General features: G+C 42.8%; 9 protein-coding genes. All 9 read left to right on the top strand.

Features of this window, described 5'->3' with window-relative positions:
- The coding region (locus ACN0WX_RS14690; RefSeq protein WP_417623093.1) for a YiiX/YebB-like N1pC/P60 family cysteine hydrolase at positions 1-422 on the top strand (422 nt) is incomplete at its 5' end.
- Between the two features lie 155 nt (positions 423-577).
- Positions 578-2,203 (top strand): hypothetical protein, encoded by a 1,626-nt coding sequence (locus tag ACN0WX_RS14685; protein WP_417623092.1) that lies wholly within the window; start codon positions 578-580, stop codon positions 2,201-2,203.
- Positions 2,203-7,317, top strand: coding sequence for a hypothetical protein (locus tag ACN0WX_RS14680; RefSeq protein ID WP_417623091.1), 5,115 nt, complete (start codon positions 2,203-2,205; stop codon positions 7,315-7,317). Before ACN0WX_RS14685 ends, ACN0WX_RS14680 begins: the two co-directional genes overlap by 1 nt.
- A 137-nt stretch (positions 7,318-7,454) precedes the next feature.
- On the top strand, positions 7,455-7,781 hold the full coding sequence (locus tag ACN0WX_RS14675; RefSeq protein WP_156426434.1) for a hypothetical protein: 327 nt from the start codon (positions 7,455-7,457) through the stop codon (positions 7,779-7,781).
- Positions 7,778-8,434 (top strand): hypothetical protein, encoded by a 657-nt coding sequence (locus ACN0WX_RS14670; RefSeq protein ID WP_417623090.1) that lies wholly within the window; start codon positions 7,778-7,780, stop codon positions 8,432-8,434. The genes ACN0WX_RS14675 and ACN0WX_RS14670 overlap by 4 nt, the downstream gene beginning before the upstream one ends.
- Before the next feature lie 11 nt (positions 8,435-8,445).
- Positions 8,446-8,895 carry a hypothetical protein gene (locus ACN0WX_RS14665; RefSeq protein WP_417623089.1) on the top strand — a complete coding sequence of 150 codons (450 nt, stop codon included), beginning with the start codon at positions 8,446-8,448 and terminating at the stop codon, positions 8,893-8,895.
- Entirely contained in the window at positions 8,895-9,131 is a 237-nt protein-coding gene (locus tag ACN0WX_RS14660; RefSeq protein WP_417623088.1) for a hypothetical protein, read from the top strand. The genes ACN0WX_RS14665 and ACN0WX_RS14660 overlap by 1 nt, the downstream gene beginning before the upstream one ends.
- A gap of 9 nt (positions 9,132-9,140) precedes the next feature.
- Positions 9,141-10,598 carry a hypothetical protein gene (locus tag ACN0WX_RS14655; RefSeq protein WP_417623087.1) on the top strand — a complete coding sequence of 486 codons (1,458 nt, stop codon included), beginning with the start codon at positions 9,141-9,143 and terminating at the stop codon, positions 10,596-10,598.
- A 10-nt stretch (positions 10,599-10,608) separates the two neighbouring features.
- On the top strand, positions 10,609-23,085 hold the full coding sequence (locus tag ACN0WX_RS14650; protein ID WP_417623086.1) for an LPD38 domain-containing protein: 12,477 nt from the start codon (positions 10,609-10,611) through the stop codon (positions 23,083-23,085).
- Positions 23,086-23,569 lie beyond the last annotated feature (484 nt).

The raw sequence follows: 23,569 nt of genomic DNA, 5'->3' as shown, positions 1-23,569 counted from the left end.
TGGAGTGCATAATGCGAGTCATATTTTGTAGCAACAATATGCCCTTTAGCTTACTTATTAAACTTGTAACTTGGTCACAGTGGCATCATTGCGGTGTCGTCATAACCGAGCAAGGCATTGATTATGTTATACACGCCAAGGCATCTAAAGGGGTAATAAAAGAACCATTAAGTAAGGTTCAAATAGATTATCCAAACCATGAAATTCGCATAATGAATGGCAAAGCTAATAATGCAAAAGATTTATTAGGTTGTGACTATGACTTTGGTGGCGCTTTTGGTCATTATTTTGGTGCATGGAATGACTCCCAGAAATGGTTTTGTTCTGAGCTTGTCGCATACTGTTTAGAGTTTGTTAATGTCGACTACCTTGGGCGATTTACGCCGCAAAGATGTTTTGAATTGAGTTTTGAAAATGAATAATGGTTATTTAACTTTTAAAGCCGTACCTGCCTTTAATTTATAGTTTTTGAATTAAGTACGGTCAAAAGACAACTCTTATGAACTTTTAGTTAGACAGTTAGAAAAGATAAAACTTACAAAGACACCTCCCTTCAATAATAAATTAAGACCAACTTATGCCTGCGATCACTGTTAAAACCTTTGCCGGTGAACGGCCTAAATTCGATCCTCGTTTACTTCCAAATGAATCTGCATCTATCGCATATGGTTGTCATTTTGATAATGGCAATCTGTCACCACTAAAAAGCCCAGCTTTGACCGGTATTGCGGTACTTCAAACAGCAAAGACAATTTACCAATACTTACATGAATACTGGTTCGCGTGGGATAAGCACGTTCATGCAGTACCAAGTCCTATCGCTGATGATCCGTGGCAACGTGTGTATTTTACTGGTGATGGATACCCGAAAGTAACAAATAATGAAATATTCAGCGGTTCAAATATGCCTGCAGCATCTTACCGGTTAGGCTTGCAAGCGCCAGAAGTGCCAATTATAGCTTCTGTAACTGAGGGCGTTGACGAAAACGCAGATGGTGCAAGCATTGATCCTAACGATGATGAAACAAGGTATTACACTCATACATTTGTCACTGCAGCAGGTGAGGAAGGACCACCTGGTGAAGCATCACAAAGGGTTGAAATTAAATATCCAGATGAAGATAGCACCTATGTAACGCTGGTATTTTCTCCGCCGAACGTGAACGCATCAAACATAACACATAGACGTATTTATAGAACGGCAACCGGAGGCGGCTCAGCTGATTATTTATTTGTGGCTGAAATACCAATCTCTCAAAACGCTTTCACTGATGATATTCAAGGAGATGAATTAGGCGCGTCACTTGATACCTACGACTATGAAATGCCACACGAAGATATGATTGGATTAACGTCAATGGCTAATGGCATACTTGCTGGTTTTTTTGGTAGCACAGTTTGCTTTAGTGAGGCGTACTTGCCTTATGCATGGCCGAGTGATTATCAGCAGACTACAGAGCATGACATTGTAACAGTTGCTGCGCTTGGCAATACATTGGCGGTACTCACTAAAGGTTACCCGTACTTGTTCAGTGGTATCACGCCTAGTGCAATGGCTGGTCAAAAATTGGAATTTAATCAAGCGTGCGTAAGTGGGCGATCAGCAGTCATTGTTAATGGCTCGCTGATATATGCAAGTCCAGATGGTTTAATTTCATTGTCAACAAGCGGCCTTAGCATGCTGACCAATCAAATAATTACTCGCGAACAATGGCAGGAGTACGCTCCTCAAACAATAGAAGCATATCACCAAGAAGGGCGCTACCTCGCGTTCTACGGAGAAAATTTAGACAAAGGTTTTATATTCGATCCAAACACAGGTGACTTTCGGCATTTTACAGCAACCGCAGACTGTGGCTTTAACAGCTTAGTTGATGATGCGTTATATACATGCCAAGGCGGTAACCTAAGCAAATGGGAGTCTAGTCCCTCTGTTATGAGTTATCAGTGGCGGTCTAAGGACTTTGAAGCACAAGACATAAGCTTTGCTTGTGGCATGGTTAAAGGCGTTAACGTTAACCAATCAGGTTTACGTATTTTTGCTGACGAAATAGAAGTGCTGCACCTTGAGCCCGGTAAAATTCCTAGCGCTGCATTTAGGCTCCCCCCAACACGCGGCGATTCGTGGGCGTTTGAAGTGTACGGCAGCGGAATAATACACAGTGTATCAATTGCAACGACGATGCGTGAGGTTGTGGCTTAATGGCAAAGAATCTAAAAAGAAGTGATTTTCCTGGCATTGGCAGACAAAACGGAAAACAAACGCAAAGCGCTTTAGCTGAAAATATAGAGTTACTTACCGGGCAGCGTGGCGATGGACAAAACAGAGCTTTATTAGTTAAAGACCTAGTAAATCTTGACCAAATGAAAATAGCGGCTCTTCGGCAAAGTGCTACAAGTGGGAATACTAATGGAGGTGGCTTACCTATTACAGTCGGAGGCGTAGAGCGTCCTCATAAGCCCGTTAACCTTTCTGGTACTGGTGGTTTTACTTTCATCGCACTTACTTGGGATAGCCCAACATATCGCGGCCATGCTTATGCTGAAATTTGGCGAAGTGAAACCGACTCATTTAGCAGTGCTGTACTTATTGCGACAGAAGTAGCCGATGTATTTAGTGATTCAGTTAGTATGGGGGCTGAGTATTATTATTGGGTTCGCTTTGTAAATGTCGCAGATATGAAAGGGCCGACACAGGGCGCAGCTGGCTTGAAAGTGGTAACACAAGAATCAGCAGCTATGATTTTGGATGAAATTGGCGGCTTGATTGAAAAGTCACATCTAGGCGATTTCCTTACTTCAGCCATAGACTCTATCCCTGATATTGAAAACTTAATAGACAGTATAGTTTTAGAGGAAATACCTGGATTAAAAGTTGATATTGACCAATTTGAAATTGATATTGCTGAGTTACGCACCAATATCGATCAGTTTTTGATTGATATTCCTGAGTTAAGAACTGACATAAGCAATATTGAATTAACTACAATTCCAAATATCAATAACTCTATTACTGAACTAAATAGTGCAACTGATAGTGCAAAGGCTAATGCCGAGGAAGCAAAGCAAAGGGTCGAGTCAATAGAAATTAGCAACGAGGATCTAGCTAGACAATTAATAGATGCTGCGTTGATTAATGATGAAAACTGGCAAAACAATGCTATTAAGTTTATCGAATTTCAATCATCACTGGATGGTGTAAACGCCATAATTGAGGCTGAGTTTTTAACGAAAACAGAAGCAAACGAAGCGATTGCCGCAGCAGCCGAAACGATACGAGTTGAGATAGAAGAGCATGGCACATCATTAAGTGGTGATATATCTAATACGTATTATACAAAGGCTACCACTGACCAAGTTATTGCGTTTGCTACAGAGCAGCTAAAAGCTGAAATAGAGAACCCAAGTGGAGATAGCTTAGGTGCCCTTATTAACAGCGATTATTATACTAGTGTTGAGATTGACACTGCTATTTCTGCTTATGGCGTTCAACTCAAAGCACTGATTGAAGACCCAAACGGTGATAGCTTGGGCGCTACACTTCAAACAAATTACTACACCAAAACTGACACAGATAGCGCCCTAAGCCAGTTGACCACAAATCTTGAATCAGCCATTGAAATAGCAGGGCAAGAAACTGAGAGCAGTATACAAGCTACTTTAAATACACAGTTTTATACAATTTCTGAGACTGACAGTGCTATAAGCCAAGCGACGACACTGTTAAAGTCACAAATTGACGACGAGGTAAGTGCAGCGTTAACGAATGACTATTTTACACAAACACAGACTAACCAAGCGATAGCGGTATCATCGCAATTACTCAAAACAGAAATTGAAGATCCAGCAGGCAATAGCCTTGGGGCAACGCTCTTTGCTGATTACTTCACAAAGGCTGATACAGAAGAAGCTATATCGCGTTCAATATTCGAGTTGAACAGCCGTTTTGACCCTCTGGCCCAAGCTGTTATCGATAACGCTCTAGCTAATGATGAAGCAAATAGCAAACAACAGATAATAACGGCCAACATTCTACAGCAACAACAGGTCACTACTGACGAAGCTAGAGCTTTAGCTGAGTCATTAACAGTTATTGAGTCACAGTTCAATGACAGTAGTGCTCGCATAACAGAGTTAACTAAATCATTCTCAGACAGCCTAACAGCTAATGCACAAAACACGTTCCAATTACGTAGTGAAATAACCGAAAACAGAGCCTTCTTAGAGGTCAATTACCTTACCAAAGTTGACACAGAAGAAGCTATCAGCCAAGCAGAAACTCGACTGCAATCAAGTATAAATGATGCAAGCGCTGACATTTATCAAAACTTCTACACTAAAACGCAATCAGACAGCGCTATAAGTTCAGCGGTAACCGCATTACGGTCTGATGTTGAAAGTGATATAGGGCAAATCAACGCAGGCTTAGACCAAAACTATTACACTAAGACTGAAACTGACAATGCAATCTCGCATGCTGATCAATTACTAAAAGCCACCATTGAAAATCCTAATGGTGAAAGTGTCGGCGCTACTTTGTATAATTCATACTACACAAAGGTAGCGACTGACAGTGCGATAAGCGACGCAACCACTGCATTAAATTCAACTCTTAGCCAATTAGTTGCTGATGGTGATCAGGGTGTTATTGATGAAATAAGCGCTGATTTACAAGTCAACTATTACACCAAGACAACAACTGATCAGGCGATAGCTGATGCAACAACACATTTACAGTCAAGTATTGATGATGTAAGTGCTGATTTATATGAAAACTTTTTCACTAAGTCACAAACCAACAGTGCTATAACAAATGCGACAACCGCGCTAAGCTCTTCACTGACTCAAGACATTGAAGATGGTGATCAGGGCGTTAAGGACGAAATAAACGCAGACTTACAAGTTAATTATTCAACTACGGCAGAAATAAACACAGCCATTAGCCAAGCAACCACTGCGTTAAAAAGTGAAATAGAAGATCTGGAAGGTAATAGCGTAGGCGCTACGCTTTTTAATGACTACCAAACAAAAGTTGATACTGAGCAAGCCCTCTCTAAGGCAAGCCAACAGTTACGGGCGGAATACCAGCCCAACGCAGAAGCAATAATCGAAAATGCGTTAGCGAATGACTTAGGGCAAGAGAGGAGGACACTAGTAGAAGCAGATTTAATTTTAAATCAACAAGTGCTCGCTAATGAACAGCAAGCATTAGCTGAGTCTATTTTCGCGCTAAATACGGAATTAGATGATAGCAAGGCTGGCTTATATCAACTTCAAACAGCATTTGCCACCAAAACGCAGGCAACAGCACAGGACATATTGAAACTTGATAGCAGTGTTGGCGATGTTAAAGCTGATTTAATAAATAACTATTTTACAAGCGCAGACGTTAACGAAGCCATTGCAAGTGCCGATACTGCGCTAAGGGCCATTATTGAAAATCCCGAAGGTACTAGCGTAGGAGCAAACCTACAAACGAACTACTACACGAAAGCTGCAGCTGATAGCGCTATTAGCTCAGCAACAACGCAATTGAAAAACGTAATCGAGGACCCAAGCGGAGACAGCATAGGTGCTGATTTATTTGTTAACTACTTAACAAAGGCAGAAACGAACGCTGCAATTAGCGAAGCTAAAACGCTTTTAAATTCGACTATTGATGATCTTGAATCAGACTTGCAGGTTAACTATTCAACCACAGTGGAAGTGGATGCAGCAATAAGCGAAGCATCAGAAGTTTTAAAATCTAACATCGATAGTAACCAAGCAATGCTGGTGTCTGATTATTACACGAAAGTTGCTACAGATGGCGCCATAAGCTCAGCAATCAATGCTCTTCAGTCTAGTTTTGATAGTGATATCGATTTGTTGGTGTCGGACTTACAAACCAATTATTACACAAAAACTGCTGCAGATAGTGCTATAAGCAATGCGACAACGCAATTAAAAAGCACCATAGAAGATCAGGCTGGTAGCAGCATAGGCGCGGATTTATATAACAACTACTACACAAAAACAGCAGCAAACAACGCTATTAGCACTGCAACAACAACGTTAAAATCACAAATTGAAGATACTAACGGTTCAAGCGTTGGCGCTAGCCTGCAAACACTTAGTCAAACAGTCGCGACAAACGAAGGTGTTTTTTCATCGCTTTGGGGAGTTAAAACGAATGTTAACGGCTTGCAGTCTAGTATTGGCCTTGTAAATGATGGTGTGGAACCTATATTTGCTGTGAAGGGCGCGAAGTTTGCTGTTATAACAGATCAAGATCCTACTAACTTAACTCCTGTATTTGCTGTTTCTGACGGCAAAACAGTTATAAATACGGCAGTAATTGACCAAGCATTTATTCAAAGCTTAGTTACCGATGAGTTGCTATCAAACCGTGTAGTTGTAGGCTCTCAGTTAAGCTCTCCATCTATAAACTATAATCCAAGTACGGGAGCAAGAAGTAACAATTTCTCGATTGATCCTAATGGTAATATGCTAGCTAAAAGCGCAACTCTTGAATCAGTCACTATAAAAGATAGTAGTGGCAATGTAGTTATGTCGTCTACAGGGGCTATACCATCATCTAAAGTGACAGGTCTAGGGACATTTGCGAGTAAAAACTCACTAAATTACAGTGAGTTAGGAGGGAAGCCCACACTTGGAACTCTAGCTGCAAAAAACTCACTCTCTTTCAATGAGCTAACAGGCTACCTTGACTATGACGAAATAACGGGGAAACCCGTACTAGGTCCGTTTGCAGGACTTAGTAAAATCCTGAGCTCAAATGTTAGTACATATATTGCAAATGGTGCGATTGGCAGTGCTCAAATAGATCAGGCTTATATCAACACTTTGTTTGGTAATAATGCCAGTTTCTATGGAACTGTTTACGCTGCTAACATAGAAGGTGATGTAACTGATCTAAGGGTTAAGACATCATCTAATGTTAACGCTACAACTCATAGCCAAGAATACACGGTGATCAGTTTTACGATAGCAAGCTTGCCATTTGCCCGAAGTGTTACAGTAAGTGGAATTAAGATAATTGGTAGCCATGGTTTTAGTGCGGCACCAGAAGCTGAGGTATTGTTATATGTATCAGGCTTCAGCGGCGCACAAGATTCATACACGCATGCATTTAGTGGTGATGATGGAACGCGAACTGCGGTAACCAAAACATTAGCGGCAACAATACCAGCGAACTCTAGTAGAACAGTAACATTGAAAATCAAGAAGACATCAACGGAAGGAACGCAGACCGTTAACGCTCCGGCGCAAAGTATTATCTGTCAAACCTTCAAAGATGGATCAACGATTAGTTAATGGCAAAACCCCCCAATATAGGTTAGTATTTTTACATAATGGACAAATCGTATCTGCAGTGTGTGTCATGGGCCAACCACCGTGACCGGCTTAAAGAGCCAATAACGCGAATAGGTAACACGGCGAACGAACCCAACTTGTTCAATGAAATAGATAAAGCCTGCTCAAATGAGTGGGCTTTTTTGTTTGTGGCACCCGATGGCTTCGTTGTTTTGAGGCCGCGCTCACAAATGAAACATGAGTATATCCAAGTGTGCGTTGCTTCCTGTCATGGGGGCGATGCAATCAACCGGTATCTCTACCACATCATTCGCCTTGCCAAGTGTGGCCGGGCATCCTTCATAGAGTTTTCAACAGCACGCAAAGGTTTTAATAAAGTCGCACCGGCTTATGGTTGGCGTCGATTTTGTGTGCGTGACGGTTTAGTTGTCTGGCGGCATTTTTTAGAGGTTTGTAAAGCATGAGTAAATCAGGCGGGGATATAAAAGAGACTGAGTACGAGAAAGAGCTCGCAAAAGTCTATGCAGAAGAATGGGCCTATTACCAAGATAGCATAGTCCCATTTGAAAACATGGTTATTGATGACGCTAAAGAAGCGAACGATGACACTGTTTATTCAGATATTGCTGAAAGTGCAAACCTTGGCAGCCAAAAAGCATTCACTAATGCAAGAACAAATACCGCCACGAATTTAGCTGCGAGTGGTGTTAATCCAAATTCAGGTAAATTTAAAGGCACTTTAAGCGACTTAAGCGACAAGCAATCAGTTGTATCAAGTGACACCACAGCACGATCACAGGTAGCAGGCCAAGAACGCTATATAGACAAAATGAGCAATGTAATGGCAATGGGCCAAGGACAATCTCAAGAAGCGACAGCAACATTAACTGACATTGCACAAAGCTCACAGCGTAAAGCCTTCAATGATGCAAGCATCTCACAACAGCAAAGTGACAACTTACTTGGCGCAGCTGGTGCGATAGCGGGTGCTGGGGCTAGTTATTATAAGAACCAGCCTGCTGTAGACGCAAACAATGCCAACACAATCACCTATAACGCAACTACCAACAGTAGCTTGCTCGACGATAGCAATATCAACGCAACGAGAACAACTTAGGAGATAACATCATGGCAGATACACCAGCAACAACAGATGACCCATTTGATCTTTATGCCGTCGATTCAAGCCAAATACGCACAGGTCGCTATCAAGATGCGTTAGCAGATTTAACTCGCCAACAATTCGAAGATTACAAAAAGCGCTACCTCCCTGTGCAAGAAAAATTATTTTCGTTAGCAACGGATGATTCGCTATTAACAGAACAGCTTGAACGAAATCAGCAGAACATTGATAGCAACTTCAAGATTGCTAAAGAAAGCGAGGATCGGCAGCTAGCACGTTTTGGTGTTAGCCCATCAAACAGCAAGCAAGATAATAACAATAACAACCTGCTCAAAAGCCTCACAACGGCATCTGTGAATAATGAAACGCGCAGTTCAGTTGATGATCTGCAAAACAAAATACTAACCGGTCAAGGTGGCGCTACAAGCACGCTTGCAGATATAGGAAACGTCTAATGTCTTACTCAATTATGAACGCAGGCCAAAGCACTAAGGCCAAATCAACTCAGTCACTCAAAACGCTCTCAGATATGGAGCAAAACCGAGAAATAGCAAATGACCAAGCTGATCAGGCGAAAAAAAATTCGCAAATGAGCGGCACTGCAACCGGTGCAATGATTGGCACACAGATAATGCCAGGCTGGGGCACTGCTATTGGTGCTGTAATTGGTTTTGCTGCAGGTTCTTTATAAGGGGGCATTATGGCAGGCGCATTTGTAGACGGAGCATTAAAAGGCTTCAACATGATGGAGCGGCATCAAGCTCGCAAGTTTAACGAGCAACGTTTAACTGACTTAGATCAGCGCAACGAGGAGCGCTATCAGCAAGAGCAGGTTCGATTAGCTGATATTGACAAACAACGTCGAGCTGATCGAGCAGAGGATGTCGCTTTTCGCAACCAGCAAGCAGCGGACAACAAAGCATACCGAAAACAAACAAGGGAAGATGCCAACGAACAACGTGAATGGCAGCAAAATTACCAAATTCAACAAGATACTTGGAAAAAAGATCAAGGTGGTATAGCGCTAGGTTGGCAAGCTTTTCGTGAATACGGGGAAATACCAGAAGAATTAGAAGAAGTGTTTAAGCGAAACCCAACAAAAGATCCAAGGCGATATACAGACCCCGATTTACGCGCAAACGTTAAGCAACTGCATGGCATGCTGGGCGAAGCAATTAAAACAGGCCAGCTATCAAAAGTAAACGACCCCACATTCGTAAACCTTTTCAATACAGCATTTAAAGAGAAAATAAGCGCGTCAGTAGGTCAGTATGATGAAGCCGTTGGCTCAAAAATCGCTGACGTTAATTTTGCAGGCTTTGTTCCAACAGAACGCAAGGATGGCAGCGTGGCACTTCTTTTACAAGTGACGTATGAAAACGGCGCAAAAGAACAAAAGCCGATGACTAAAGGGCGCACGTCGCAGAGCGATGATCCTGTATTGACTTTTACACCTAAAGAGCTTGTTGGAACTGTCAACTCAGCAGCGACAATGGCAGATATGATGGAAAGGCCAGAATATTGGGACAAGATGGGTTCACAAATGGGCGTTAGCTTTGGCAGCAGAGGCGAATTGTCTAAAGCGAACTATCAAAAAAAGCTTAGTGCAATTCAAGATGATATGACCAAGGCATTTGCAAAAATACAGTCTGATAGCAGCCTGGGCGCAAGCGATGATGAAAGGCAGCAAGCTGTAGAGAGAGTTAAAAACATATATCTACAAAGAATAGAACAGCTTAATAAAGCTTACGGAATTAAGAGCAAAGATGCGCCAAAAGAAAAGAACCCAAAAACAGGTTCATCAAGCGGCAATAATGACGGTGCGGAAAAAGCAAAAGCAAAAAAAGAAAGTCTTGCAAACTCAATTTTAAATGGATCAGCAAGCCCTTCATCAGCGGGCCCAAGACAGCCAGATAATGGATTGGCGGAACCCGGCTTTATCAATGGGTTTAGAGATGGACTCGGCGGCATGTATAAAAATGAAGCAAAGCGAATTGATTATTCAGATATGTCTCACCTAGACAGCGTATTAACGCAGACCGGCCAAACTGTTGGCTCATTGCCTGGCACACTTGGCGATATTGGCGAGTACATAGGCGATAAAGCTATTACACCTACGCTAGATTGGCTAACCAAGAAACCTTCTGAGAAAAAATAAAGAGAACGAAATGGCCTATAATTATTTTGAAAAAACACCTGTAGAATCAGTCCCAGCAATTGAAAAGGAAAAGCAAAACGCTACCCTTAACGATGGACTTGCAGGTGATGCCGTAGACTCATTCCAAGCTGGTGCGCTTAGCGGTATGGGCGGTATATTTGATTTTGTTGGTGCAGAGGGGGTAGCTAAATCACTTTATGATTGGTCTGACGAACAGCAAAAAACAATGTCAGAAAGCGGCAGGGAGTCACTAAACAAACAATTCATAACCGAAGATGCTAATGGCGATATAGCTATTGGCGAGGGCATGAAGGACATTGATACGTGGATCTTAACAATGGCCAATGTTGCAGGCCAGTTTGCAAGCACAGCGGTCCCGGGCGGCGGAGCAGCAAGAGCAGTAACAAAGGTGGCGAGCTTAGGCAAAAAAGGAAGCAAGGCCGCAGACGCTATAGGCATGGGTGCTACAGGCGGCGCGGCTGGCACTGGTCAGGGCATGGAGCAAGCAAGGCAGGAAATACAAAATATGCCTGATGATGTGCTTGCTGATTCACCAATGTTTGTAGATGTACTAAGGGATATCCACTCAAAAAATCCAAGCCTTAGCGGCGCTGAAAAGTGGGATTTAGCAAAAGACGAAATTGCTAGACGTGTAGCTCAAGACGTAAGAACAGATCCCAAGGTGTTAGTTACAAATTTTGCAGCAAGCGCAATTGGCGATCCGGTAATTGGAAAGGCGTTAACCGGTGCCAGAATAGCGAAAAACGGTGCATTGGGAAGCGCCTTAAAGGGCTTTGCCACAGAGGGTGCAACAGAATCCTTGCAGGCTGGCGTACAGCAATACGGCATTAACGAAGCTATACAGCCGATTGACAACCGCGACCCAATGAAAGGCGTTGTAGCAGCAGGATTAAACGAGGGCTTAGCAGGCGGCGCATTTGGTGGCCTTGCGGGCGGCGCGGGCGGCATTGTCAATAAGTCCCAGGATAATAACAATAAGCCGAAAAATGAAAAGCTAGACAGTTACCAAAAGCAATCAGCAGAAGTTCTAAAGTCTGGCTATGCAGACATGGTCAACTCGGGCATGGATGAAGCCGAAGCAAAGGAAGCCATACGAGAACAGCAATACAATGCTGCTATCAAAAAAGGATTTACAGAAGAAGAAGCCAACGTAGCAGTCGCAAGAACAATGCGAGATATGTTCGCAGAATACAGCGACATAGCAGACATTGAGCCGGAACAAGCCATACCAGACGACAATGTAACGCCGCAATTCCAGCAGGACGACGCATTACAGCATGATCAAGGCGTTGATTATGACTCGCCAACAGCAGCGAGGAAGGCAGGCTTTGCGGAAACTGATAAGGCCGCCGGTCAGTTTGGTGATATGCTCACAAGCCCGGCGCAAGAGTCATTACGCGCACTAAATCAAGGTAATGGCGCGCCAAGCGTTGACGAGCGAGTAAAAGCAGCAGCATTTGATAAATCGCCTACACCGGACGATAGATTTAGCCCTATTAAGTACACCCATGAGGGAGAGCTATTAGGCCCCGAACAACAGGCGCAAGCGCCAGGCGTAGAAAAAGGGCCTATTGATGGTTTTACAGTGCCAGAGCAAGGCAAGCTGCCAACAACTGAGCAAACAAAAAACCGTCAAATGCGAGAGCAGGCACAAGCCGAGATTGACGCGCAAGCCAAAGGAATAGAACAAAAAGACATTATTTTTGGCGAAGATGGGCGACCACAGCAGCGAGCTCAAGAGCAAATAAAACAAGCTGGCAAAGACGCAGAAAACTTGTTGCCACACAAAGACATTGTTTTTGCAGGTGATCAAAGCGGCGTTAACGTGGCAAGAAACGGCTTGCCTTTTAAAACAAAACGCGATGCGCTATTAAGCAAAGAAGCGCGTGCCGCACGCAGAGCCGGACAAAAAACAAAAGCAATACCTTTTGATAATGGCTTTGGTTGGACCACTAAAGATAGCTCATTTAAATCCGCACCTAATACTGGTCCGGATTTAAGTGTGGAAAATCAGCAAACAGATGCCACCCTCACAAATGAAGGTAGCATGCCACAACAATCTGAAAGCATTGAAAAAGCAAACGAAAAACCAGCCGCTAACCTAGCCCAGCCTAAAGGCAAGCGATCAACGACTTTTACTCCGACAGGAAAGCAGATTGAAACAGAGTTTGCAATTTTTGACGCTAACGATCAAAGTCTTGTCACATCAAATGATAGCGCCGGAAACTCAAACCCTAACTATCCACAACACTTACAACCAAGAGATAGAACACGAGTATCATCGCTTGCGCAAATAAGCGAGATAGCAAACAAAATAGAACCGAGCAGATTAGGTGATTCGCAAGAAACAGATCGCGGCGCGCCTATTGTTAAATCTGGCAATGGTCGTGTATTGGCTATACGTCAAGCATACAAAAACGGAAAGGCAGAAAAGTATAAGCAATTCTTGATTGATAATGCTGAGCAGTTTGGTTTAAACAAGCAAGATATTGAAGCAATGGAAGCGCCTATTTTAACAAGAGAGCGGCTGACTGAGTTATCTCAAGACGAGCTTGTAAACTTTACCGTTGATAGCAATAGGCAAGCAGGTATAGAAAGAAGCCCCACAGAGCTTGCCTTAACAGATGCGTCTTTATTTACTGACGATGAATTAAAACTGCTAAACGTACCAGAAAACGGCAACATCTTAAGCAGTGACAATAAAGCATTTCTTAATTCGTTTGCTAATAAATTAGGCAATAATGAAGCTGCAAAATACAGACAGAGCGATGGAACATGGAACAGTCAATTTGCAGCAAGAGTGAATAATGCTATCTTTGCTAAAGCGTATGACTCGCCGGATCTTTTATCAGCAAGCAGTGAAGCTACCACAAAAGAGAGTGCAAACTTAATTAATGCGCTAGTTAACGGTGCCTCGAAAGTCGCAGCGTTAAAAGGCCCTGCCGACGGCGTAAGTGTTGGTAACGCTTTCGGCCAAGAGCTAGCGGAAACTGTTAGCAGCGCAGCGAACATGATCATTAAATCGCGCAGAGATAATTTATCAATAGACGATATGATCAGCCAGCAAGACGCATTTACAGATCGGGACGAAGAAGCGGAAGCCTTAGCTAAGCTGCTAAGTAAAAACATACGAAGCGCCAAGAAAATGAGCGCTATAATAAACAGTATCGCAGACGATATTGACGCAGCTCTCATTAATGCTGAGCAGGCCGATATATTTACTGGCGAAACGCAACCATTACCAAGCATGAGCGAGGTCTTAAGCAATGCACAACAACGATTCACGCAAGACAAACAAGACACCAGCAGAAACATGGGTGGCAGAAGCGCAACAGAAGCGCAACAGTCCAGCCAGACACAAGGCATGGCGTCAGATGCTAGCCAAGGCAGCAGAAGCGGCGGAGAAAACGCCGGAGTAACATCAAGCAAGCCGGAATCCGCAGATCAAGGTGGCGGCCCTGATATGTTTGGAGATAGTGAGTCACCTTTATTTGATCAAGAACCTAACGTTGTAAACTTTAAAGATTTAAAAACAGTAAAAGAACGAGTTGAAGCGTTTGCAAACCTTCAAGAAAACGACACAGTAATCGATCATCGTGGGAATAAAATTGGAACTGTATTCGCTAAGCCTAGAAAAAACTCGCGAGCTGTAAGAATACAAAAAGGCCCAGGTGATACAGATACATTTAATGTAGCAGCGCTTGCAGGCGGTGGTGCTGATACCGTTAGTGCGTTAGATAACTACAACAGCAATCAAGCAACCGTCAAGCAACCATCAAGCAAGCCTAAACCAGAGACAAAGCAGAAGCCAGAAAGCAAGCTGGATGCGGCAGAAGAAAAGCTTAACGATGAGTTGCAAGACCTATTTGGCGAGCTTAAAGAAGCGTTTAACGAGCAGAAAGGCCGCCTAAACTCAGGCATTGATCCGAAAATAGCATTTATTGTGTCAAAAATTGGCGCGGTACTCGCGGCAAAAGGTATTGTTAAGTTTGCTAAGTGGGCTAAGCAATTAACAAAGCTAGCTAAAGCAAACGGCATTGAGCAGAACCAATTAAAGCCCTACCTAAAATCTGCTTACGCTTCAATATCAGCTGATCCAGTACGATACAATGTAACTGATGAAGTTGCCGATACCATGGATGCACCGAGAGAAATTAGAGCCCTAGACGTTGATGCTATTTTATCGGAAGAAGTAAGCACTAACGAAAGCAAGGCCGAAGAAGCGACTAACGAAAGCACTGAAAACAAACCTTCTCTTTATATTGATGCCTACAAAAGCTCATTCATAGTTAAAGGAGATACAAAGCCACATAAAGATGAATTAGGTAAAAAAGGTCTAGGCGGTATATGGCATAGGCAGCAACAAGGTTGGATGTTCCCTCCTTCAAGACGCGGCGAAGTTGAAGCATGGATAAAATCAGTTACGGGCGAGTCGGTTGCTAATGAAAGCGTGAGCAAGGATAGTCTTGAAGGGCTTATTCAAGATAATTTAGCTAGCATTAATGACAATAGAGCGCTTAAAAATTTAGTGTCTCAGTATCACGATATTAGCACTGGCGAAGTAACTGACGCGCAAATGAAAGAAGCGCAAGAAATTGTTGAACTTGCATTAGTTAAAGAAGCGCAGGCGATTGTAAGAGAGGGAGCAAACCCAAAAGACACTTACGAAAAGCTAGTTTCTCTATACAAAAACCAGCCTAATTTAACGGTCCGCTCAAGTACCAGTATGAAAAATCAGGCGTATAGTACGCCGGCACCGCTTGCTTACCTATCTTCTAATCTGGCTGGAATACAAGAGGACACAACGGTTTATGAGCCAACAGCCGGCAACGGCATGTTGCTTATTGGTGCTAGCCAAGATAATGCCATAGTAAATGAGCTGAACGATTTAAGAGTAAAACAATTGCGCGCCCAAGGTTACAAAGTCACACAAAAAGACGCGACTAACTTTGTGCCAGATGAAAAAGTTGACTCTGCAATAATGAACCCGCCTTTTGGCAAGCTTGACCAAGTTGTTGAATATGATGGCTATAAAATAAAATCAATTGATCACTTGATAGCAGCAAAAGCGCTTGAGGCTATAGACGATAACGGCAAAGCTTCTATAATTATTGGTGCAAGCAAAGAGCCAGGCGTTATTGGCGCAGCTGATCGCGTGTTTTTCAATTGGCTTTATTCAAACTATAATGTGGCGGATCACTTTGAAGTGTCAGGCGATTTATATTCACGACAAGGCGCAGGCTGGCCAGTACGTGTTATAACTGTAAATGGCAGACAAGAAAGTAATAAATTTAGCCCTAAATCGGGCAGTATAGAGCGCGTAAATTCGTGGGATGAACTATATGAAAGATACAACGAAGCTATGGCAGCCGCAAGGCGACCTATTGACAGAGACAGCGATACAAGCGCTAACAGTGGCAGCATCGACACAATTTTCACCCCGTCAGTTAGAGGGGAGAATACAAGCTCGATTTCAGGAACTAATAGCGGAGGACGAACAGGGAGCGGTACGCGCGATACAGTCGTCAATGATGGCTCAAGAGGTGGACGCGGTAATGGAGGCACCAAGCTCGATAGCAATGCAAATAATGCAAACGGAGCTAGTGGGAACAATACTAAGCCAAGTGGAGTCGATCAAACCGTCACAAATGGAAGTGAGCGAGTACCAAGAAATGACAGCACCGGCACTGATCGAAATGATGGACGCGAGTCTGTAGCTACAGGCTCAAATTATCAAGCCCCATACACTACGCAAAGCGGAGGTTCTAACGAGGCCGTATTAACGCCTGTAAATATGGCAGAAGCATCTAAAAATTCACTTAGAGCTATTGAAGGTGCGGTAGGCACAATTGATAACTATGTAATGGACAAGCTTGGCTATAAGACAAAAGACGAGCTTTACAATTCGTTTATGGGTCTGCAAATAGACACTGTGGCCGCAGCCATTTACAACGCTGAGAAGAAAAACAAAGGCATTATCATTGCGGACCAAACCGGTGTAGGTAAAGGCCGTCAAGCCGCAGGTATAATCCGTTACGCTATGCGTTCAGGCAAAACACCCATCTTTATTACTGTAAAAGATAACCTTTTTACTGATATGTATGATGATCTGCTAGATATTGGAACAGATAACGCAGCACCGCTAATAGTCAATCAAGATGCCTTCATCAAGAGCGGCGATCAAAAGATATTCAAAACGCAATCAAGGGCAAAGCACGTAGCTTTGATAGACGAGATTATCAATACTGGTAAGTTGCCAGATGATAATAACATGCTGTTTATAACTTATAGCCAGCTAGACGGCAACCGCCAGAGAGCATTAATAGAAGCGCTTAAAGATAACGCTTACTTTGTTATGGATGAAGCACATAACGCAGCCGGGGAACGAGTTAAAAAGACTAAAGGGAGAACTAGAACAACGAGAGCTGGCTTCTTGTACGGAGCAATCGAAAATTCACCTGTTGCTTATTTGTCTGCAACTTACGCAAAAAGACCAGACAACTTACCTGTCTTTTATCGCACAGATTTAATGGACTCAGTAGATAAGCCAGAAGATTTGATCGAAGCAGCATCGGCAGGCGGTGAAGCATTGCAAACTATCATTGCGGGGATGCTCGCTGAGACAGGGCAGCTATATCGCAGAGAACGTAGCTTTGAAGGTATTGAAATAAAAACTACGCTGGACGAAACAAACAAAGCCAAGCACGCGGATATATCAGACAAAGTAACCACCGGTTTACGCGCCATTGTTAGCGCAGATAAAGCGTTTCATGATCTGTCTGTAGACGCTATAAACCAGAAACTACAAGAGGAAGGCATGAGCGCCAGCGGCGCGGGTAATAAAGCAGATGCTTCTTTCAATCACACTAATTTCACAAGTATAGGTCACAACTTTATATCTCAACTATTAATGGGGCTTAAAGTTGATACAGTGGCAGATCGAGCGATTGAAATGCACAAAGCAAATCAAAAGCCGGTTATTGCCCTTCAAAATACAATGGGATCATTCCTATCTGAATTTGTAGCTGATAACGGCCTAGAGCCTGGCGATGTTATTGACGCTGATTATCGTGATGTAATGTTAAGAGCGTTAGAACGCACACGCCGCGTATCTGTAAAAGACAAATCAGGTGATAGCAAATCAGTCGATGTTCCACTTAGTTATTTAGATCCATACGTGCAAAGCCTTTACCACGAAGCCGAAAGCATCATAAATAATTTAGATATATCTGATATGCCTATATCGCCAATTGATTATGTAAGAAACAAGCTAGAAAATGCAGGAATAAAAACAAGCGAGATAACAGGGCGTAAATATAGAATTGATTATAGTAGCGGTGAGCCTGTACTTGATGTGATCACAACAGCCGAGCAAAAAGACAAGCGCGGCACTGTAGATAAATTTAATAATGGCGAGTTAGATTCGTTGGTCCTAAATGTGGCCGGCTCTACAGGGTTAAGTATTCATGCTGCTGAAAAGTTCAGCGATACACGTAAACGTGCCATGATCGTCATGCAGCCAATGGCTGATATTAATATACTTATGCAAATGCTTGGCCGTATAAACCGAACGGGCCAAGTTGAAAAGCCGTTTTATGAGTTCCCAACTCTTTCAATACCTGCAGAAAAAAGGCCGGCGGCTAAGACTTCACAAAAGCTTAAATCGCTTAATGCTAATACCAGTGCAAATACCGATTCAGACGTAAGCCTTAATTCAGTTGATATGATGAATAAGTACGGTGACAAGGTAATGACCGAGTATCTAAAAGATAACGGTTCAGTAGCATCTAGCTTGGGCATTCCACAGCCAGCGTCAGAAGGCGCGATTCCAGGTCTTTACGAGAAAGCGACAGGAAGAATGGCACTGCTACCTGTTAGCAAACAAGAGGCTATTTATGCGGATATTGAGGCCGAGTATAAAGATTTAATTGATTATCTTGATAGTACAGGTCAAAACGATTTATCACCGCAAATGCTAGACCTTGATGCGCGTATTATTGATTCAAAGGTGATTTACGAGGGTAAAAACCCTGAAACGATATTCGGTGGAAATACGTTCCTTCACCAAGTCGATGCCAAGTACCAGGGCAAGCCGCCTACGGCAGATGAAGTTATAAAAGCAATTGCTAAAGCCGGCGATCCTGCAAAGTTAAAAGATAAAATTATTTCATCTAAAAGTGGTGATACTAAATACATAAACGATATTGAGTCGAAATTATCAACCGCTAGGGCTGAGCTTGAAAAAGCAAAGCTCAACGACAAGGACGCTGTTCCAGATCTAGAAGTAAGGGTGATGGGCTTAGAAAGCCAAGCACAAACGTTTGCGGAACAAAAAAGAGCAATGGAGTTGGCATTAAATGAATATCAAGTGGGTAGCCACTTTGCAATTCAATTGCCAGAAGAAAAAGTAAACGCAGTTGTTGTTGGTATCAAAGACTCGCACAAAAAAGGAAAGGGCAACCCATATACGCCAGGTAAGTTAAAAATAAGCCTAATGTTAAACAGCGGTTCAAGGCAAATCAGCTTGCCATTAAGCCAGCTTAAAGGCGATGAAATACACGCTTACAAAATATCGAAAGGAAGCGAGCAAGAGATACGCAATGAATTTAAGTTTGACCCGCTAAGAGATACAGAACGCCGCGAAGTTAGATACATCGCAACCGGCAATCTAATAATGGGCTCAAAAGAAGTAAAGGGCAGAATCGCAACATTTACTGATAAAGAAGGAAAAACGCACCAAGGCATACTTTTACCGAAAAATTACGAAGGTAAAGAGTTTTCAGCAGCGGGATCGTCTAAAACATTCTCAATGCGTGATGGCGATACCCTAGCTAAGTTTTTAAACGCCGCTCGCGCCAAACTTGAAGGCTCGGGATTACTAGACACGACTAAATCCGTTTCTATAAAACCGGTTGGCGAAAATGATTGGTCTATCACTATTCCTAAGGCGAATAAACTTAGCATCGTTAAGTCGGTTAAATTTGACCAAGACTTAATTGATGCTATGGGCACTGATTTTTACGGCTCAAGCGCTTCTATGACCGCGAGATTTAATAAGCGCAGATTGAAAGCTGTTGTGAACCAGTTAACGAAGCTCGTAACAATACAAGGTCAAGGTTCTTACCGTGATGATTGGGTAAAGGCTGGCGGCAACGCCGAACCGAAAGCACCTAAGTCGTTCAGTCAAGATATTAAGTTCTCAAAATCTAATACAAAAGGTAAAGCAAAAGGCGTAAACGCAGAACAGGCGCAAAAAATAGCTGATGGATTTATCGAAAACTTAAACGGCGCAAATGGAATTAAGGTTCGTATATTAGCCACTACTGCCGAAGCAGAGCAAATGTGGCGCATGAGCTTGGATGGCGCAACAGTTAAGGGCGCTTATAGCGAAATATCCAATACTGTTTATGTTATTGCTGAAAATATTGATAGCGTAACAGACTTAAAACAAACACTGGCGCATGAAACTATTGCGCATGGTGGTCTTGATACTGTTATAGGTAAAGAAGCCAAGCAAGAGTTTATTAATCGCATCAAAAAAACCAAAGGCCGTAAAGCGTTCGAGAAATACTGGAAAGACGCAAACACTGATTATTGGGATATGAGCGATGACGTTAAAGCAGAGGAGATTTTTGCACGCTTTGTAGAAAACGAACCAAGCAAAGGCGAGCTTAAATACTGGTGGCAAGCATTAAAACGCTGGATAAAAGCGCAGCTGGATAAAGCTGGCATCATGTACCGTGAAGATGACGAAGTTACTGCAATGCGTGATATGCTCGAAAGTATAGTGAAAGGGTTTAAAGCGCAGAGAGAGCCAAAAATTCAACAGAGAAGTGGCTTAGCTTACAGTCAACCAGGTAAAAAGTTCAGTCGAACCGCCGAAGAAGATACCCGCACCGCTAAAGAAAAATTAGGGCTTGTTGAGCAGGCTAAAGAATCAGTGGCGGATATCATCAAAGGTAAATTAAATAGCGTTTATGAAACTGCTAAAGACTCTAGTTTTTGGAACAGACTTAACGAAGGTATTTTCGATGGCCTGGCGGGCATTAAGCAGGCAGAAGAAAAGGCAGGTATTACCGATATAAATAAACAAGGTTATGTAAGCGCTCGTCTTGCATCCGGCTTGGCTGATGTGCTTCATGGTGTATATAACTATGGCGCACCACAATGGAAAAACGGGATCGTTGCACGTAAAGAAAACACCAAAGGGTTATTAGAAGTGTTTGGCATGCTAGGTGATGATCTTAATAATTGGCTCGCATGGATGGGCGCACACAGAGCTGAAAAGCTAAAAGAAGATGGCCGAGAAAACAACTTAACCGATGCTGATATTGCCGAGTTAAAAGCGCTTGGCAAAGGTAAAGAAAAGCTATTTGAGGAAGTAAGGAAAGAATATAACAAGGTAAATTCAGCTATTCTTGATCTGGCTGAGCAGGCAGGATTATTAAACAAGCAGCAGCGTGCAGCATTTGATGAAGAATATTATGTGCCATTTTTCCGCGATATGGGCGAAACAGATCCAGAAATGGATGATATTAAACGGGCCATTATAGAGCCTCACACAAGAAATGGCATAGCCGGACAGTCAGCGCAAATTAAGGCACTGAAAGGCGGCGGAATGTCTACTAAAGACTTGCTAGAGAATATTATCACTAGGCAAAGCACGCTAATTGATGCTTCATTAAAAAACAAAGCGATGCTTGAAGTAGTTAACAATCTCGATGGCACTGACTTTATGAAGTCAGAAAACGGCGAAGATATTGCAGCGCTTAGCCAGCATGACTTAAACAAGCTTGGCAAAGTAAAGGTAATGAACGGTGGTAAGGCGCAGGCTTATGTTGTGAGTGACCCAGCGCTTTTACGCTCTCTAATACAAATAAATAGTAATGGCAGTCAGAATTTATTTAGAAAGCTAGGCAGAAGTGCTAAGCGATTTTTGACCGCCGGTGTAACTTTGTCGCCAGACTTTATATTTAGAAACTTTGTTCGTGATGCGGCTCACGCATGGATGATAAATAAGGATGACTTCAAATTAGGCACTGATAGCTTTAAAGGACTTAAAAAAGCGTTTAAAGAAGATGAAGCCTACCGCGATCTAATATTTAGCGGCGCAGCGTTCCAGGGCGGGTATGTTCACGGCTCAGATCCAGAAGCCGGGGCGCAGCAGATGCGTAGAGCGTTAAGAAGTAAAGGCTTGAGCAATAATCAAGTTGACAGTTACATGAGATCTATTGTTGACAGTGGCGCGTCGCTACTCGAAAAATATAGAAATGTAAGTGACAAATTTGAAAACGCAAACCGATTAAGCACATACGAAGCAGCGTTAAAGGCAGGAAAGAGCAAGCGCCAAGCGGCATTTGAAGCTAAAGATCTTATGGATTACAGCTTGAAAGGGAACTTTGAGACTATCGCGTTCTTTGTTGATATGCTGCCATTCTTTAACGCTCGCTTGCAGGGTATGAGCAAGCTCGTTCGAGCATCAAAAGCTAATGGTGACGACCAACTGTTGCGCATTCTCAGCGCTAACCTTGCAGGCAAAGGCATTAAGTTAGCAGCTTTTAGTCTCGCTTTAGCTGCAATGAATGACGATGACGAGCGCTATCAAGAATTGCCAGATTGGGATAAGGATATGAACTGGCATGTATTTGCAGGTGAAGATCATTACCGTATTCCTAAGCCGTTTGAGCTTGGCGTGATATTTGGCACCATGCCGGAACGCCTATTTCACTTTGGTACAGGTACACAAAACGAAAAGGACTTAGGGCGCGCAGTTGTTCACGCAATAACGTCAACTATGTCTATGAATCCTATTCCACAATTTATGCTACCTGCTACAGAAGTTGTAATGAACAAGTCTTTCTTCAAATGGGCACCGATTGAAGGAATGGCAGATCAAAACAAACAAGCTGAGGACCGCTACAGCGCATACACTAGCGACACAGCAAAAGCTATTGCGCAAGCGTTTGGTGTATCGCCTAAAAAAGTCGAACACTTAATCAAAGGTTATACCGGCACGCTAGGCGCATACGTTTTAGGTGCAAGCGATATTGTTGCCCGTCAAGCGATGGGGATTGAGTCAGCAGAAACACCGGTCAGCCGATACCCTGTTATAAAATCTTTTTATCAAGGTAGCGGGCCAAAGAGCAGCACTAAGTTCGCCAATGAGTTTTACGAAGCGCTTGATACTGCAAACCAGGCATACGGCAGTTACAAGCGAGCGCAAGAACTTGGTGATACATCGCGCATAAAAGAGCTTATTGAAAATGACGGGGAAAAGCTAAGATCGAGAGCTAAGTTGGCTAAGATTCAGCGTGGCATATCTAAATTGAATAAGATGCAAAAGGCAGTAAATGACAATAATAACTTGTCATCCAGCCAGAAGCGCGAGCAACTAGACAATATACAGCGCAAGAAGAACGCTATTTTCCATAAGGCATATATCGCTTACAGTCTTGGCGAGTGGTGATAATAAAAAGGCCCTGATAAACAGGGCCTTTGATTGCATGGGCATAGCATCAACATAAGGTAAAATAACTTACTTTTAAGTAAGAATATTAACTACAAGCAAAATAGCACCGCAAACCAGTCCAATGAATAACAAAAAAGCTTCCTGTCTTTCTCTCCACTGCGACGTACCTACCTGCAGAAAAAGCAAGCTACCAGCCATAATAGGCAACCCCAAAAACCAGGTTAAGTTTGTTCCAACAGATAGACCGGTGATCATACCGAGAAGCATCAAGGCAATGTGCATTATTAACTCACTTGTAATTAAGTTTTTTAAAGTTAGCTGAGCGATTGGCTTAAGTCTACGTGTTTTTTATTGCTGTTCGCACTTACTAGCTTTTAGAACGTGATCTTGATGGGAATTTAGAAAAGAGTTTTACCACAATATTACCACTATTTTACCACAGCGTTTTTGATGGTTATTCTTATTGTGTTGTAAGGCGTTG

It is taken from the genome of Parasphingorhabdus sp., assembly GCF_048269915.1.
Classification (GTDB): Bacteria; Pseudomonadota; Alphaproteobacteria; order Sphingomonadales; family Sphingomonadaceae; genus Parasphingorhabdus.
The sequence above is the reverse complement of the archived record's forward strand: the minus strand, read 5'-3'. Positions and strand labels throughout refer to the sequence as shown.

What these genes read in the sequence shown, in the direction of transcription:
- ACN0WX_RS14685 (WP_417623092.1), top strand. Translation starts at nt 578, where the DNA reads ATGCCTGCGATCACTGTTAAAACCTTTGCCGGTGAACGGCCTAAATTC.
- ACN0WX_RS14680 (WP_417623091.1), top strand. Translation starts at nt 2,203, where the DNA reads ATGGCAAAGAATCTAAAAAGAAGTGATTTTCCTGGCATTGGCAGACAA.
- ACN0WX_RS14670 (WP_417623090.1), top strand. Translation starts at nt 7,778, where the DNA reads ATGAGTAAATCAGGCGGGGATATAAAAGAGACTGAGTACGAGAAAGAG.
- ACN0WX_RS14665 (WP_417623089.1), top strand. Translation starts at nt 8,446, where the DNA reads ATGGCAGATACACCAGCAACAACAGATGACCCATTTGATCTTTATGCC.
- ACN0WX_RS14660 (WP_417623088.1), top strand. Translation starts at nt 8,895, where the DNA reads ATGTCTTACTCAATTATGAACGCAGGCCAAAGCACTAAGGCCAAATCA.
- ACN0WX_RS14655 (WP_417623087.1), top strand. Translation starts at nt 9,141, where the DNA reads ATGGCAGGCGCATTTGTAGACGGAGCATTAAAAGGCTTCAACATGATG.
- ACN0WX_RS14650 (WP_417623086.1), top strand. Translation starts at nt 10,609, where the DNA reads ATGGCCTATAATTATTTTGAAAAAACACCTGTAGAATCAGTCCCAGCA.